11 protein-coding genes, 2 tRNA genes and 1 pseudogene are annotated in these 14,467 nt (G+C 67.6%); 11 read left to right on the plus strand and 3 right to left on the minus strand.

Annotated elements, in window-relative coordinates:
- Positions 1-322: 322 nt before the first annotated feature.
- A tRNA-Ser gene (locus AB0J80_RS23800) sits at positions 323-413 on the plus strand.
- 36 nt (positions 414-449) lie between these two features.
- Positions 450-522 (plus strand) — tRNA-Arg (locus tag AB0J80_RS23805).
- Between the two features lie 738 nt (positions 523-1,260).
- Here the strand turns inward: AB0J80_RS23805 and AB0J80_RS23810 are convergent.
- The gene (locus AB0J80_RS23810) at positions 1,261-3,834 is read right to left on the minus strand and encodes a BTAD domain-containing putative transcriptional regulator (protein ID WP_364708814.1); all 2,574 of its coding nucleotides are present in this window, start codon (positions 3,832-3,834) and stop codon (positions 1,261-1,263) included.
- Between the two features lie 75 nt (positions 3,835-3,909).
- Positions 3,910-4,065: pseudogene (locus tag AB0J80_RS23815) on the minus strand (helix-turn-helix domain-containing protein); the annotation flags it as partial.
- A gap of 257 nt (positions 4,066-4,322) precedes the next feature.
- Between AB0J80_RS23815 and gntA the strand changes: the two are divergent.
- The 6 genes from gntA to AB0J80_RS23845 all read left to right on the plus strand — a co-directional run bounded on the left by gntA (position 4,323) and on the right by AB0J80_RS23845 (position 8,808).
- Entirely contained in the window at positions 4,323-5,027 is a 705-nt protein-coding gene (gene gntA / locus AB0J80_RS23820) for a guanitoxin biosynthesis heme-dependent pre-guanitoxin N-hydroxylase GntA (protein WP_364708569.1), read from the plus strand.
- Between the two features lie 23 nt (positions 5,028-5,050).
- On the plus strand, positions 5,051-5,521 hold the full coding sequence (locus tag AB0J80_RS23825; RefSeq protein WP_364708571.1) for a GNAT family N-acetyltransferase: 471 nt from the start codon (positions 5,051-5,053) through the stop codon (positions 5,519-5,521).
- Positions 5,522-5,617: 96 nt separating this feature from the next.
- A complete protein-coding gene (locus tag AB0J80_RS23830) occupies positions 5,618-6,391 on the plus strand; it encodes an SDR family NAD(P)-dependent oxidoreductase (RefSeq protein ID WP_364708574.1) in 774 nt (257 codons plus the stop codon).
- Positions 6,391-7,425, plus strand: a complete 1,035-nt coding sequence (locus tag AB0J80_RS23835; protein ID WP_364708577.1) for a hypothetical protein — start codon at positions 6,391-6,393, stop codon at positions 7,423-7,425. Before AB0J80_RS23830 ends, AB0J80_RS23835 begins: the two co-directional genes overlap by 1 nt.
- 12 nt (positions 7,426-7,437) lie before the next feature.
- Positions 7,438-8,058: a LysE family translocator gene (locus AB0J80_RS23840; RefSeq protein ID WP_364708579.1), complete on the plus strand. Its 621-nt coding sequence runs from the start codon at positions 7,438-7,440 to the stop codon at positions 8,056-8,058.
- Positions 8,059-8,097: 39 nt separating this feature from the next.
- The gene (locus AB0J80_RS23845; RefSeq protein WP_364708582.1) at positions 8,098-8,808 is read left to right on the plus strand and encodes an MOSC domain-containing protein; all 711 of its coding nucleotides are present in this window, start codon (positions 8,098-8,100) and stop codon (positions 8,806-8,808) included.
- 192 nt (positions 8,809-9,000) lie between these two features.
- On the opposite strand, the gene AB0J80_RS23850 is transcribed toward AB0J80_RS23845, so the two are convergent.
- Entirely contained in the window at positions 9,001-9,738 is a 738-nt protein-coding gene (locus AB0J80_RS23850; protein ID WP_364708585.1) for a PIG-L deacetylase family protein, read from the minus strand.
- A gap of 552 nt (positions 9,739-10,290) precedes the next feature.
- Between AB0J80_RS23850 and AB0J80_RS23855 the strand changes: the two genes are divergently transcribed.
- From AB0J80_RS23855 to AB0J80_RS23865, 3 genes are read left to right on the plus strand one after another with little or no spacing between them, the layout of a single operon-like run.
- Positions 10,291-12,018, plus strand: a complete 1,728-nt coding sequence (locus AB0J80_RS23855; RefSeq protein WP_364708587.1) for a GNAT family N-acetyltransferase — start codon at positions 10,291-10,293, stop codon at positions 12,016-12,018.
- Positions 12,015-13,259 (plus strand): aspartate aminotransferase family protein, encoded by a 1,245-nt coding sequence (locus AB0J80_RS23860; protein WP_364708589.1) that lies wholly within the window; start codon positions 12,015-12,017, stop codon positions 13,257-13,259. Before AB0J80_RS23855 ends, AB0J80_RS23860 begins: the two co-directional genes overlap by 4 nt.
- Positions 13,256-14,461 (plus strand): Coenzyme F420 hydrogenase/dehydrogenase, beta subunit C-terminal domain, encoded by a 1,206-nt coding sequence (locus AB0J80_RS23865; RefSeq protein WP_364708592.1) that lies wholly within the window; start codon positions 13,256-13,258, stop codon positions 14,459-14,461. Before AB0J80_RS23860 ends, AB0J80_RS23865 begins: the two co-directional genes overlap by 4 nt.
- The last annotated feature ends 6 nt before the right edge of the window (positions 14,462-14,467 follow it).

The raw sequence follows: 14,467 nt of genomic DNA on the forward strand, positions 1-14,467 counted from the left end.
CGTACCTGAAGATTTCGGGTTTTTGTCCGAAGCCGGCGGCCGGAATGTCACCGGGGGTGGCGTCCTGCGGGGCCGGCCTTCCGGCGCCGAGGAGGATTCGGGCTGGTCAGACGTGCTGAACGCGGGTCGGGGAGCCCGCGGGCGACGCGGCTGCGGCTGCTTGTCCTCCATGCCGTCGCAGCCTAGCCTGGCTGCCGGGGTTTCACCTGTTGGAGGCGGGTGTGGTCGATCAATTTCCGCCACGCCGCGCCGAGGGGAACCTCTTTGCCGGGCCCTCAGGCGGTCCGGTATCCTCGACGGTCGGTGGCCTGAAGGCCACCGGGGAGACTTCGCCTAGTCTGGTCTATGGCGCCGCACTGCTAATGCGGTTGGGGGCTTATACCCCCTCCCGGGTTCGAATCCCGGAGTCTCCGCGTGTTGAGCCGGTGTGTATGCTGGCAACGCACCGAGCGCCCGTAGCTCAATGGATAGAGCATCTGACTACGGATCAGAAGGTTAGGGGTTCGAGTCCCTTCGGGCGCGCAAGTGATCAAGGCCGTGACTTGCGGAAACGCAAGCCACGGCCTTCTTCGTTCCCACTTTGGCTCGGATCGTCCCACGTCGTGAACCGTGGTGCTTGCGGGGCTGCTGTCGAAAAGCTGTTCGACGGGCCGCTTTTCCAGAGTGGATAGCTCGAAGTCGTGCCGTTCCTACGGTGGGATGACTCGCCGCGCGAGCTGTAACCGGCGATGGAACAGGGCCAGCGGGACGAGCGTCAGTCCGCGCCGATCGTCAGTGTGGATCTCAGCCCCGGCGGATTCGCCGAGGATATCCTGGACGACCAGGGGGAACCCGGACCCCGTGCCACCGACGATCAAGTAGCTCAGCCTCGCCTCGCCCGCACAGATGATCAGTGAGCACCTCCAACTATTGCGTTCAACGCTCGCCAACTAACGTGCTCAGTCACACAGGTATGAGTGCGACCGTTAGTTGGCCAGCCGGTACATCGCTGGCCTTGTCCGTTGGAGGAAACCGGGACGGTGGGTTGGCCCGTGTGGCGACGGTTAGTTGGCCACATCGTTAGTGGGTTCGTCGGCGGCTCGCGGGCGGTCAGCCCGCTGTGGGTGTTGCGGCCGGTTCGTCGGCGAAGGTGTCAGAGGTGGCTGATGTTGTCGGTCCACGGGTCGGTCAGTGCCAGTCCGGATGTCTTACCGTGACCGCGTTGAGGACGTCGATCAAGCGCACCATCGACGTCCTCAACGAGCTCATCGTCGCTATCGGTCAGGGCCGTCGGCCCGTGGCTGCGCGCGTGTTCTCGAGGCCGGAGAGCCTCTTCCGCACCGCATCGCCATCAGGGTGCTCCAGCTCGTCCAGGATCGTGAGGGCCTGCTCCCACGAATCCTTTGCGCCGGCGACGTCGCCCATTGCCATCATGGTGTTCCCGAGATGGTGCCGGCTGTCCGCCTCAGCGTAGCGGTTGCCCGCGTCCCGGTTCCTTCGGATCGCCTGGCGATAGCATTCGATCGCTTCGGGCAGATTGCCGAGCTGGTGGTTGATGTAGCCGAGGCTGTCCCAGGTCGCCGCCTCGCCGGATGGGTTGCCCAGTTCCTGCAACAGCGTGAGGGCGCGGCTGCAGTGTTCCTTTGCCGATTCGTACTGCTCGAGCATGGCGAGCGACCATCCGACGTTGTTGAGCGAGACCGCGTGCGCCAGCCGATCATGCGCGATCTCGGCCAGCATGAGGGCGGCCCTGTCGTGCCCGAGGGCTTCGCTGTGGCGATTCTGCCGTTCGAAGACCCGGGCGAGGGCCAGATGCGCCTGCGCTTGGTCACCGGTCGAACCAACCTCACAGGCCAGGTCCAAAGCACTCTTGCTGTGGGTGTATGCCTCGTCGTAGTGGCCCAGCCATGCCTGCGCCAGCCCGATACCACGATGCGCCTGCCCCTCGGCGTTCTTGTCGTCCAGCCGCCGGGCCGCGCCGAGAGCGAGGCGCTGGGTGGCGTCCTGGTCGCGCCAATGACCCTGGCGGTTGAAGTACTCCATCAGAGACTGGGCTATTCCGCACAGCAACGCGTCGTAGCCGTCCTCGTCGGCCCTGCGGACGACGTCGAGCAGCACCGCGTGCTCGGCGATGAACCACTCCAGCGCCTCCCGGTCGGAGGTGATCCGCGCGGGACGGACGTCCGTTCCGTCGTCCGGGGCCGCATCGGGATGTGGCTCGAGGAACGCGGCCGCCGTACGCGCGGAGGCGACGTAGTACGTGAGTAGTCGGCGAACCGCCGCATCCCGCTCCTGCGGGGTGTCCACGGCCCGGACCAGGTCCAATGCATAGGCGAACAACAGCTCGTGGAACGAGAAACGGTTCGGCTTGTGCTCGCTGATCAAGTGAGCGTCCTTCAGCTCGTTGAGCAGCATCCGCACCTCGGACGGGTTCGCTCCGGTCACGTGTGCCACGGCCATTTCGTCGATGTCCGGGCCGGGTGACAACCCGAGCAGGCGGAACAGCCTCGCCGCCTCTGGGCTGAGGGACTTGTAGGCCCACAAGAGGACGCTGTGGACGTCCGCTGTTGCATCGGTGCTCACCAGGTTGTCGAGGAGGCCGCTCGCCTGGTCAAGCTCGTCGGCGAGCTTCCGCAGATCAAGGTGCCGGTAAGTCGCCGCACGCGCGGCGACGAGGGCGAGTGCGAGGGGCAACCCGGCGCATCGGGCGATGAGCCTGTCGACCGCCTCGTCGTCCGCGGCGACCGGGGAGGAGCTCAGCCGACTCGACAGCATGGTCCGGGCCTGCTCGGCGGACAAAGGCTCCACGGCTATCGGATGGGCACCTTCGACGGCCACCAGGCTGGACAGTGCGCGGCGGCTCGTGACCACCACCATGCACCCGGATGAGCCGGGCAATAGGGGCCGCACCTGCTCGACGTCCCGGGCGTTGTCCAGAACGACGAGCATTCGACGGCCGGCGACACAACTGCGGTACAGCGCCGACTGCGCCTCAAGGCTGAGGGGGATGCTTTGCGGCGGCACCTGGAACGCGTCCAGGAACATCCGGGTGGCCTCCTCCGGCTTCACCACAACGCCGCTGGGCTCGAATCCCCGCAGATTGACGTAGAGCTGTCCGTCGGGGAAGTGCTTCGCGACATCGTGTGCCCAATGCACCGCCAGGGACGTCTTTCCCGCCCCCGCGGCACCCCACAGGACGCACAGACCGGCCTCGTTGTGCGTACGGGACATCACCAAGGCGTCGGAGAGCTGCCGCATCTCCCGGTGGCGCCCGGTGAACCCGCGGACGTCGAACGGTAGTTGAGCAGGAGTAACCATGTACCTGCGCGGCGTCGAGATGACCGGCACGGTGGGCGGGGTGGCAAGAAAAGCCGGCGGCTCCGGCGGCCGCGGGACGTCGAGGCCGCCGCGCAGGATCGCCTGATGCAACTGTTGCAGTTCGGAACCCGGCTCAATGCCGAGTTCGTCCACCAGGCGACTGCGGATGGTGGCGTAGCAGTCCAACGCCTCAGCGGTGCGTCCGGCCGCGTGCTGAGCCCGGATCAACATCGCCGCAATGCTTTCGACCAACGGATAGTCGTATGACAGCCCGGTGAGCTCCACGATGACCGACTGCGGGTCACCGATCGTCAGCTCCACGCCGGCCCATGCGACCACCGCTTCCAGTCGCTCCAGCGACCAGGAGTCCCGGATGCGCTCCGCCCAGGCGCCGGTGAGGCCGGCAAGCGGCTGACCGCGCCACAGGGAGATCGCGTCGCGGAGTAGCCGCCGCGCCTCGACGGGCGTGCATTGCCGGTCGCCGGCTTCCTTGACCAATCGACGGAAGCGATGCAGATCGATGTCGTCCGAGTGCATCTCGAGTCGGTAGCCACCGAAGCCGAGAGAGAGCTGTGCGGGTTCGCCAGACCCGGTGTCGAGACGTTCCAGCAGCCGCCGGATGCGAGTGATGTGGCTGTGCAGAGTGCGCCGCGCTCGGGTCGGAGGGCACTCCCCCCACACACGCTCCACGAGTGTGTCAACCGACACAGTCCGATCGGCCTCCACGGCCAGTGCGGCCAGGACGGTGCACTGCTGCGGTCTTCCCATCGACAGGGGCCGACCGTGTGACCTGCCCTCTACCGGTCCAAGAAGTATCAAGCTCACAGTGTCCCCCGCGCGTTCGTCCCGAGATTAAATGCGTTGCTCAGGACTCCGGTCACCCCGGTCGACGACGCTGTCAACTTCCCGTCAACAAATCACTCTACATCACTGATCATGCTGGTTCGGGACTGGACTGGACGGGGCGGGCCGATGCGTGTCCATGTCCCTTTCGCGGTGGGAGCAACGACACTTACGGGGGTTCCATGGGTCGACCGGATGAGATCGTCCACGAACCAAACTCTCCGACAACAATGTTCAAGGATTGGATTTCCGGTACGGACTTCAGCTGCCTGGGCGGCCGGGCCGCAGTGCGCCGTGAACAGCTGACCTGCGTCGAGCTGAGAACCATGTCCGATATGGACAGCACTCGCCGGTTGCACGGCCAGCTTGTCGAATTCGTTCGGGCCAGGCGTCCGGAAGAAACCGACTTCGGCTCCTTCGCTGCCATCTTCGAAGAGCCGCAGCGGCAGAGCGAAGAGGAATTCGAGAAGGCCCTATGGGGTCAACTCGAAATGTTGCACGACGTGGATCGAGAGAAGTATGAGTGGGCGAGAGGTGTTTCCAGCGACCCCCACTCGCCCCGATTTGCGTACAGTGTGGCCGGCCATCCCTTCTTCGTCGTCGGACTGCATTCGCAGGCATCCCGGATTTCTCGCCGGTTTCCCTACCCGGTGCTGGTCTTCAATTCTCACCTGCAATTCGACCGGCTGAAGCAGAGCGGGCTGTACGCCTCCCTGCAGACAAAAATCAGGGCCCGAGAGCTTCGCATTCAGGGATCTGTCAACCCTAACCTCTCCGACTTCGGGCAGAATCCGGAGTCCGTTCAGTACTCGGGACGTGCGAACCCCGAACGATGGCGGTGTCCGTGGTCGGGTGGTTCGGTCGGCATCGAGGAGGCCGGTCAATGAGTACGTATACCAACCCTTCAGTTGTGGATATCGACACGTACGCGACGCCGGACTCCCTGTCGGTGCGGCGTGCGCGCCGCGCTGACGCCGCAGCTCTGCACAACCTGTCCGCGCCGTTCGTGGTGCGCGGTAGGCTCCGTTGCCGCAAGATCGACGAATTCGCGAGACGGTCCGACGACTTCCTCGTCGTCGAGGAACTAGGCCAGATACGAGCGTGCGTCGGCGTGCAGCGCTTCGGTGCCGAGTGTGTCCTCGACAACCTGTGTGTGCACACCGGTAGTCAGGGCCGGCGGATCGGCAGCCTTCTGGTGAAGTGCGCCGTGCAGGAGGCCCGCCGAATGTCGGCCAGAGCGCTGTATGCGGCCTCGAGCCCGTCGAACGCCTGGTTCATTGCGCACGGCTTCGATTCCGTCGAGCAGGTGGAGGGACCGCGGCTCTGGGTGGACCAGTTGGACCCGGCGCGCAACTCGGTGGTCTACCGCCGCTGGATCTGACGTTCGCGGTCCGCCGCGGTGAAGCGGAGGACATCGCTTCACCCGAAATCTGATCGGAGGGCGGACAGGCCCTCGAATGAGGCACTTGGAGCAGTGATGACGAATTTGGCCTCGGCAATAGTGACCGGCGCATCGTCGGGATTCGGCAGTGCCATCGTCCATCGGTTGGTCAAATCGGGACGGCCCGTCGTGGCTTTGGCCCGCCGGACGGACCGGCTCTTGGAGCTGGCGGACGCTCTGGGTCACGACATGGTTCTTCCCCGCACCGTAGACGTCCGCGATCATGAGGCGGTCACTCGAGCTCTCAGCGAGCTGCCCGAGCCGTTTGCCTCGGTAGGCCTACTCGTCAACAACGCCGGCTTGTCGAAGGGTTTCGGACCGATCCAGGATGCGGATTTGCAGCACTGGCGCGAGATGATCGAGACGAACGTCATGGGCCTGTTGCATTGTGTCCGCGCCACCCTGCCGACAATGATCACCGCCGGCCGTGGCCACGTGGTGAACATCGGCTCCATCGCGGCCGTTTATCCGTATGTGGGTGGCAACGTCTACGGGGGGACCAAGGCGTTCGTCCACCAGCTCAGCCAAAACCTGCGTACCGATCTGGAAGGCAGCGGTATCCGGGTCAGTTGCATCGCGCCGGGAATGGCCCGCACAGAATTCGCCTTGACCCGGTTCGACGGTGATCAGGACCGCGCGGACGCGCTGTACGACGGCGTCGAACCACTGACGCCGGAAGACATCGCCGAAGCCGTCGATTGGTGTATCTCCCAGCCCGCGAGAGTGAACGTCAGCTTCATAGAGCTGATGCCGACAAATCAGCCGTTCGGGCTCGGCTTTCGCAAGCCATCTGAAAGGAATGAGCGGTAATGCACAAGGCCGTATGGAGCGTCAATGATTGGGACCCGCTGGAGGAGATCATCCTCGGTACCGCGGTGGGTCTCACGCCTCCCCCCGTCGACGTGTCGCTCCGGCACTTCTTCGAACCACCGGCGAACGCCGCGGACGAGCGGATCGACGCCGGCGCGCTGCAGCGCGTGGTGGACGAGACAGAGGAGGACTTCGCGCAGCTGACCGAGACGCTCACGGCGGCCGGCGTGCGCGTGCGCCGCCCGGAGCACCCTGCCTCAAACCAGCGTTATGCCACCCCGCAGTGGGACTCCGTCGCCATGCATGCCTTGATGCCGCGCGACTGTCTGCTGGTGGTGGGCGACCGCATCATGGAAGCGCCGATGCCGATGCGCTCCCGCTTCTTCGAGACCGCCCCATTCCGTCCTCTGCTGCGGGAGTACTCGGACGCCGGTGCCTCCTGGTTCGCCGCGCCGAAGCCCCTGCTGACCGACGAGACCTACATCTACCAGCCGGGCAAGTCGGTGGTGGCGGATCTGGAGCCGTTGTTCGACGCGGCCAACGTCCTCAAGTGCGGGCGGGACATCTTCTTCAACGTCAGCAACACGGGGAACCGGCGTGGTGCGGCGTGGCTGCGGCGACAACTGTCCCCCGACTTCCGGGTGCACGAGATGTCCATCTGCTCCGACCATGTCGGGACCACGCTGCACATCCTGCGGCCCGGGTTGCTCCTGGCCAACTCCGCGCGGCTCTCTCCGGAGACGATTCCCGCGCCACTGCGGTCCTGGAAGACCATCTGGGTGGACACCCCGGAGGACGACGGATACGCCTTCGACTGGCCGCGAGCTTCCGTCTGGGTCGGCATGAACATTCTGGCGCTCGGACCCGACACGGTGGTCGTCCCGGCCAACCAGACCAGGGTGATGAAGCAGCTCGAGGACGCCGGCATCACCGTGGTGCCGACGACCTTCCGGCATGGTCGTACCTTCGGCGGGGGTCTGCACTGTTGCTCGCTCGACATCCGCCGTCGCGGTGACCTCGGCAGCTACCTCTGACAGGATGGCACGTTGACGCTCACCGTTCTCTCATCGTTCGTACTGACGGCGTTCCTGCTGAACCTGAGCCCTGGTCCGTCGATCCTTTACGTGATGTCGCGTAGCGTGGTCAACGGACGCGCCGCCGGAGTTTTCGCCGCCTTAGGGCTCGCCAGCGGAAGCGCGATGTGGGCGCTGTTGACGGCGATCGGCGTGTCCGCGTTGATCGCCTCGTCCCGGCCGGCATTCGTGACGCTGCAGATTGCGGGTGCCGCATACCTGCTCTATCTCGGGATCACGGGGCTGCGGGATCAGCCATTCACTGTGACGACTGACAAGGCGGCCAGGGTCTCCGGTCTGCGGAGTTATCTGCAGGGGTTCGTGGTCGAGGCCACGAACCCGAAGACCGTCACGTTCTTCCTGGCTCTGGTGCCACAGGTGATCGTGACTCTCCACCATCCGGGGTTACCGGTCCTGATCGGGTTCTGCCTGATCGTCCCGCTGACGGCGCTACCCATCGACGTCACCGTCGGGGTCACCGGGGGAACCCTGGCGACCAAGCTCGCGGCCCGCCCGCGAGCGGGACGTGCGCTCAACTACCTGTCGAGCGCCGTCCTGATCGGACTGGCCAGCTTGGTGCTGTTCGACGTGTGAGCCGGGCGGGCGGCAGCCCGGCCTTTGAAGGAGTGTCACGTGCCCTATCTCGACGCCACGGTTGAAGCGCTCTACCGGTATCCCGTGAAGTCCATGCTCGGAGAACTGGTCGACGAGATCCGATTCGACAGCCGTGGGCCATTGGGCGACCGGGAGTGGGCTGTCACCTACGCGGACGGACGGGTAGGCAGCGGTAAGACCTGGAAACACGTTCGCCGCCTCGACGGACTGCTCGAATACACGGCGCGTACGCGTGACGGCCGGGTGGAGGTGCACACCCCGGACGGTGCCGTGCTGCTTGCCGGGAGCCCGGAGCTGGACGCGAGGCTTACCGCTTTGGCCGGCGAGCCGGTGCGCGCCCTCCGCGAGACCGCAACTCCGCACGTCGACATCGGCGCGGTGCATCTGATCTCGCGTTCCTCGCTGGCCGCTCTGGCCACCGAGGTGCCGAATGGCACCGCCGTCCCGGTTGCGCGATTCCGACCCAACCTCGTGGTCGACGGGGCTTGGGAGGACGGTGCCGAGGAAGGATGGGTCGGCCGCAAGCTGCTGATCGGGGGCAGCACGACACTCGAGATAACGGAACTCACCGAGCGATGCGTAATGGTCACGCTGCCGCAGTCTGGCCTCCCCAGGGACAAGGAGGTTCTGCGGGTCCTGGCCGGAGCCAGGAGATCGAACTTCGGGGTGTACGCGAAGGTCGTCAGCGGCGGCCGGGTGGCCCGCGGGGACCGGATCCGAGCGAGCTGACACGCATCGTCGCCCGAGCCGTCGCCGACCACCCGCGCCCCGACCTGATCGGGATTCCGCCATCATCGCCGTATCGCACGCCCCGAGCATCGCCGCAGCAGAACCAGATAGTCATTCGAAATGGCCATGTCTACTTCCGTGGCACCTTGACCTCGGAATGCGGGTAGAACTCTGGACTGATGAGACGACTGCTCACCCGGCGAAACGCACGGCCTCGAAGGCGACGGCGAACCGGCAACCCAGGCGGCTGCCTGCTTGCCGCGCGAGTTCTTCGAGAAATTCCTCGTGGTCGAAATTCATGTCGCCCAATCCACGCAGGTATTCCTCGTGTGCTCGCAGCGACGCCAGCCCCAGATCCAGGGTTTCTGTCACGTCAACGCCGTGTCGGGCCGACGGCGAATAGGCGGCCCACACCTGGCGTACGCCGTTCCACGGCTCGAGTTCTTCCTCCGCGAGGTCGGGGAAGACCCACCGGTTGCCGGCGTCGCGGACGGCGTCGAGCAGCGCCCGGCCAGCGGCGATGTGGTCGGCCTGGTTGAGCTCCTCCCCGTCCCAGGTGTCGCGGAAGTTGTTGGTGATCACAATGTCCGGTCGATGCCGGCGGATTTGCCGCGTGATCGCGCGACGCAGGGGAAGCCCATATTCGAGGATGCCATCAGGCAGGCCCAGGAATTCGACGGTTTCCACGCCCACCACGGCGGCGGACGCGATCTGCTCACGCTCACGGATCTGCTTCGCGCGGGGCGGGGCGATACCGTCGATCCCGGCCTCACCGCTGGTGAGTAGACAGTACACAATGTTCTTCCCCTGTGCGGTCCAGCGGGCGATCGCCGAAGCGGCGCCGTACTCGAGGTCGTCGGGATGGGCTACCACGGCCAGGGCGGTCTGCCAATCCTCCGGCAACGCGGCGAGCGGCGGGGTGTCGGACATTCGGACTCCTCGGGGTAAGGCTGATGACGAAAAGCGATGAATACCATCAGGTGTGCGCCGGAAGATAGCAAGTAATATCCTACTAAAATGGTGGGTTGAGTAGTTGCTGTCCCAGGTGCTGAAACACTGCGCGCGCGCCTGACCTGCGCTTAAAGACAAGATCACCCTTGATTGCCCGTCGTCACTTGACGGTGCTGCTCACGATCAATGAAGCTTTCCTCGGGTCGAGCCGCAAGCGGTCGGCCCGAGCGGGGCTTTCCGGCGGCAAGCCGGCTGTTGGGGCGCCCCCACGGGGGGTTCCATCCGACTCAATGGCGGCGGGTCAACGCCTGATCGCCGGGTCTTTCGGCACGCGCATTTCATCTTCGGCGTGTCGATCGGGGGCATCCTCCCGCGCACATCGTCGCGTGCATGCGACCGCAGCCGATGTGTCGAGCATCACTTTGCTCGATTCTGCCATGAGACAGACGGGAATGTGCTTTGTCCGAAGGGCAAGAGAAGTGGTCGGATGTGGTCGTCCGAGGTGGCCTGGACATTTCTTCGGCCGACACGGTGACCGTTCCCGGGGACAAGTCGATCAGCCACCGGGCGCTGCTCAGCTGCCTCGTCGCCGACCACGACGTGCGCCTGGCCGGGATCAATCCCGGCGGGGCCGTCCGGGCCCTGTTCGAGCCGCTGCAACAGCTGGGCCTCGACATCGTCCAGGCCGACGGCGAGCGCGTGGTGCGCCGCGCCTCCGCCGGTGAGCCGATGCCCCGCCTCTACGTCGGCGGCTCCAGCGCCGCGGCGCGGCTGCTCATCGGCCTCCTGACCGGCCTCGGCCGGACGGCGGTGGTCGACGGTGATGCGATCCTGCGTCGGCGGCCGATGGACTGGCTGGTGGATCCCCTGCGCGAGCTCGGCGCCCGGATCGAGTACCTCGGTGCGGAAGGCTGCCTCCCGCTAGCCGTACACGGGCCGGTCGACCGGGGCGGCACCGTCGATTTGCGGGTCGGAAGCGCCCAGGCACGCGCTGGCGTCGTCCTCGCCGTGGTCGCCGCCGGGCTCCCCGCCACCGTCCGCTATCCCGTCCTCAGCCGCGACCACACCGAGCGCATGCTCGCGTCGTTCGGCGCAGGCCTCGCCTGGAACGACCGGGAGCTCGTGCACCGTCCGGCCCCGGTGATCGTCCCGCACCGGATCGAGGTGCCGGGCGATCCCTCGCTCGCGGCGTACCCGGCCGCGGCCCATCTGCTCCGCCGCGGCGCCGGGCCCCTTCGGCTCACCGGCATCGGCCTCAACCCCACCCGGCTCGGGTTCTTCGACGTCCTGCGCGAGGCGGGGGCGGGCATCCGGTACGAGGACCGGGTCCTGTGCCACGGCGAGCCCGTGGGAACGATCGTGGTGGACGGCGGCCCGCAGCGGCTGCGTCCCGTCGCCGTCGACGACCCGCACACCCTGCACGCCCTCATCGACGAGGTGCCGTTGCTCGCCGCGGTCGCGGCCACGGTGCCCGGCACCTCCCGGATCGGCTGCGCCGGCGAGCTCAGCTTCAAGGAGACCGACCGCCTCGTCACGACGGCCGAGATGCTGCGGCCGTTCGGCGCCGAGGTCACGGCGGACGCGGCAACGGTCACGGTGACGGGCGGCGGGCCGCTGCGCCCGGCCCCGACGGACAGCTTCGGCGACCACCGCATCGCCATGGCGGCGGCCACGCTCGCGGCCGGCCTCGGTGGAACGAGCAGGGTCCGCGGCGGCACCTGCCACGAGACGTCCTTTCCCGAGTTCATCGAGGTTCTGGCGAAGATGGGAGTCGACGTGACCGCCGACGCCGGCGCGACCACTCTGCGCGGTCTGCGGGAGTCGGACTATCCCGAGGTGATCGGCCAGCTCGAACGATGGTGGGACGGCCGGCCGGTCACGGCCATGCTGCCCCGCCTGTTCTTCCGGCACTTCGCGGACACCAGTGTGGTGGCGGAACAGGATGGGCGCGTCGCCGGATTCCTGATCGGCATCCTGTCGCCGAGCGTTCCCGGCGAGGCGCACGCACACTTCATCGGCGTGGACCCGGCCCTGCGCGGTGCCGGCCTCGGCCGCCGGCTGTACGAGTGGTACTTCGCGCTGGCCCGGCAGCACGGTCGTCGCACCGTGACCGCGGTGACCTCCGTCGGCAACACCGACTCGCAGGCGTTCCACCGGGCGCTCGGCTTCGAGCCCGTAGCAGCCCCCGGCGGCGGCACTGTGTGGGCCGACTGGGACGGCCCGGGCCACGACCGCGTACGGCTGGAGCGAGCGCTGTGACCGGCGTGGAGGCCGTCTCGACGCGGCCCGGTCCCGGAACCTCGTTCGTTCGGGCCACCGGACCGTGGCTCATCGACGCCGCCGGGCTCGACCACTTCGATGCCACCTCGGGCAGCGGCGCAGCCACGCTCGGGCACCAGCACCCGGCCGTGATCTCCGAGGTCACCGCGCAGCTGGGCGCGCTCGTGCACACCGGATGCAAGCTCGGCTCGGCCGCGCGGGAGCGCTTCGTGGCCGCGCTGGGCGCGATCCTGCCGTACGCCGACCCTGCCGTACTCCCGACCGCCACGGGTGGCGAGGCGGTCGAAGCCGCCCTCAAGGTGGCGCGGGCCGCGACCGGCGGCCGTGCCGTCGTCGGCTTTCGGTACGGCTATCACGGCAAGACCGCCGGGGCGCTCGCGCTCACCTGGCGGCAGTCCTTCAAGGACTTCTCGGCGCCGCCCGACCCTTCGGTGCTGCGCGCCGAGCTGCCCGATCCGCGCGGGCCGGTGGATCTACCGGCTGCGCTGGACGGCTTCGACCGCGTGCTCGAGCAGGCCGCTGAGCTCGGCGGGCTGGCTGCGGTCGTACTGGAGCCGGTTCAGGTGACCGAGGGCGTCCTGGCGGTGCCGCCCGAACTGCTCGACGCCCTGGCGATCCGTACCCGCGCGGCCGGCGGCCTCTTCGTGCTCGACGAGATCTACACGGGCCTGGGCCGCTGCGGGCAGATGTTCTACGGCGACCTCATGACCTCCCCGCCCGACCTCACCCTGCTCGGCAAGACACTCGGCAACGGGTTCCCGATTGCCGCCGTCACGGGGGAGCGCCGCATCCTCGACGTCCTGCCGTCAGGCGTACAGACCTCGACGTTCTCCGGACATCCGGTCTCCTGCGCCGCGGCCACCGCGGTGATCGAGACCGTGCTCGCGGCGGACGTGCCGGCGCGGGCGGCGGATCTCGGCGAGCGCCTCGCCGAGGACCTGGCCAAGCTCGCGGCGCGCCACCCCTGGCTGCGCGGGGTGCGGACGGTCGGCGCGCTCGCCGCGATGGACTGCGCCGACGGCGACGTCCCCGGATCTCGGCTCGCGACCGCGGTGGCCCAGGGAGCGGCGGACCGCCGGCTCCTGTTGTTCACCGGGGGACCCGAGGGCGCCACCATCAAGATCGTCCCGCCGGTGCTGCTGGCCGAAACCGAGTATCACCAGCTACTGGAGCGGCTGGCCGGCGCGCTCCTGGCCGCGGAACGGGACGGAATCGCATGAGCTTCGCCGACCTGAGCGCCGTCGTGCTCGAGCCGGGCCTCTGCACGGCGTGCGGCGCCTGCAGCCTCGCCTGCCCGGCCGACGTCATCGGTTTCGAAGGGCTCGAACCTGTCGCGGCACCGAACTGGACCGCCGCGGACTGCGGTTCCTGCACCGACTGCCTCGATGCGTGCCCGGGCGCCGATCCGGGCACGCCCGAGGCGGAGGTCCGCCTCTTCGGGCGTACGCGGACCGACGCCGAGCGGTGGCTCGGCGTCTACACGGAAGTGCTCGGCGGCCGCTCCGCCCGGCCCGAGGTCTTCGCCGCCTCGGCCAGCGGTGGGAGCATCACCGCGCTGCTGCAGGCGACCGCGGCCGAGCTCGGGGTGACGGTCTTCCTCACCATGGGCCGCGACGCGGCCTCACCGTGGCGGGCCGCACCGTCGCTGACCGAGGACTCGGCCCACCTCGTGGAGACCGCCCAGTCCACCTATCAGCTCGCGCCCTACCTGAACGAGCTGCGCACGGTGTACCGGGACGCCCCCTCCGCGCGGGTGGCCATGACCGGCACGGCCTGCCACATCCAAGCCATGCGCAAGCTCCAGGCGATGGACACGCCGATCGGACGCTGGGCGCGCGACCACGTGGTCTTCCTGATCGAGCCCGCGTGCTCGTCGAGCACCCGGCCCGAGGGCACGGTGTCCATCGTGGAGACGCTGGCACGGCTGCCGCTCGAGTCGGTGACCCGGCTGCGCTACCGCGAGGGCGAGTATCCCGGAGCGGTGCGGATCAGGACCGCGGACGGCGCCGAACATGAAGTGGAATTCTGGCGTGCGGTAAGAGACCTCGCTCGCAACAAGACGCACCGCTGTCTCTCCTGCGGTGACTGGGTGTCGGGGCTGGCCGACGTGAGCGTGAGTGACGGTGACCCGAACATCTTCGCAGCGAGCCTCGGCGAGGGCAGGGCGGCCAAGCACGGCCGCGTCTTCGTACGTACGCAGACCGGGGCGCGCGTGGTCGCCGCGGCCGCCGAGCAGGGCCTGTTCGAACACTGGCCGATCGATCTCAGCGGACTCAACCTGGGACTCGAGCGCAAGCGGCACCGCCGCACCGACTACGAACGTTCCGGCAAGCCCATCCCGCTCGGCCCGATCCCCGGCTACCACGAGCAGATCGAGGTCATCTCGGACGAGCGCCTCATCAGCCCGGGCGGCGCCGAATGAGCGGGC

The sequence above is a fragment of the Actinoplanes sp. NPDC049548 genome, from assembly GCF_040676695.1.
Classification (GTDB): Bacteria; Actinomycetota; Actinomycetes; order Mycobacteriales; family Micromonosporaceae; genus Actinoplanes.

Excerpts from the sequence above, each read along its gene's own strand:
- AB0J80_RS23810 (WP_364708814.1), bottom strand. The coding sequence starts at position 3,834 with ATGCACTCGGACGACATCGATCTGCATCGCTTCCGTCGATTGGTCAAG.
- gntA (WP_364708569.1), top strand. The coding sequence starts at position 4,323 with ATGGGTCGACCGGATGAGATCGTCCACGAACCAAACTCTCCGACAACA.
- AB0J80_RS23830 (WP_364708574.1), top strand. The coding sequence starts at position 5,618 with ATGACGAATTTGGCCTCGGCAATAGTGACCGGCGCATCGTCGGGATTC.
- AB0J80_RS23835 (WP_364708577.1), top strand. The coding sequence starts at position 6,391 with ATGCACAAGGCCGTATGGAGCGTCAATGATTGGGACCCGCTGGAGGAG.
- AB0J80_RS23850 (WP_364708585.1), bottom strand. The coding sequence starts at position 9,738 with ATGTCCGACACCCCGCCGCTCGCCGCGTTGCCGGAGGATTGGCAGACC.
- AB0J80_RS23865 (WP_364708592.1), top strand. The coding sequence starts at position 13,256 with ATGAGCTTCGCCGACCTGAGCGCCGTCGTGCTCGAGCCGGGCCTCTGC.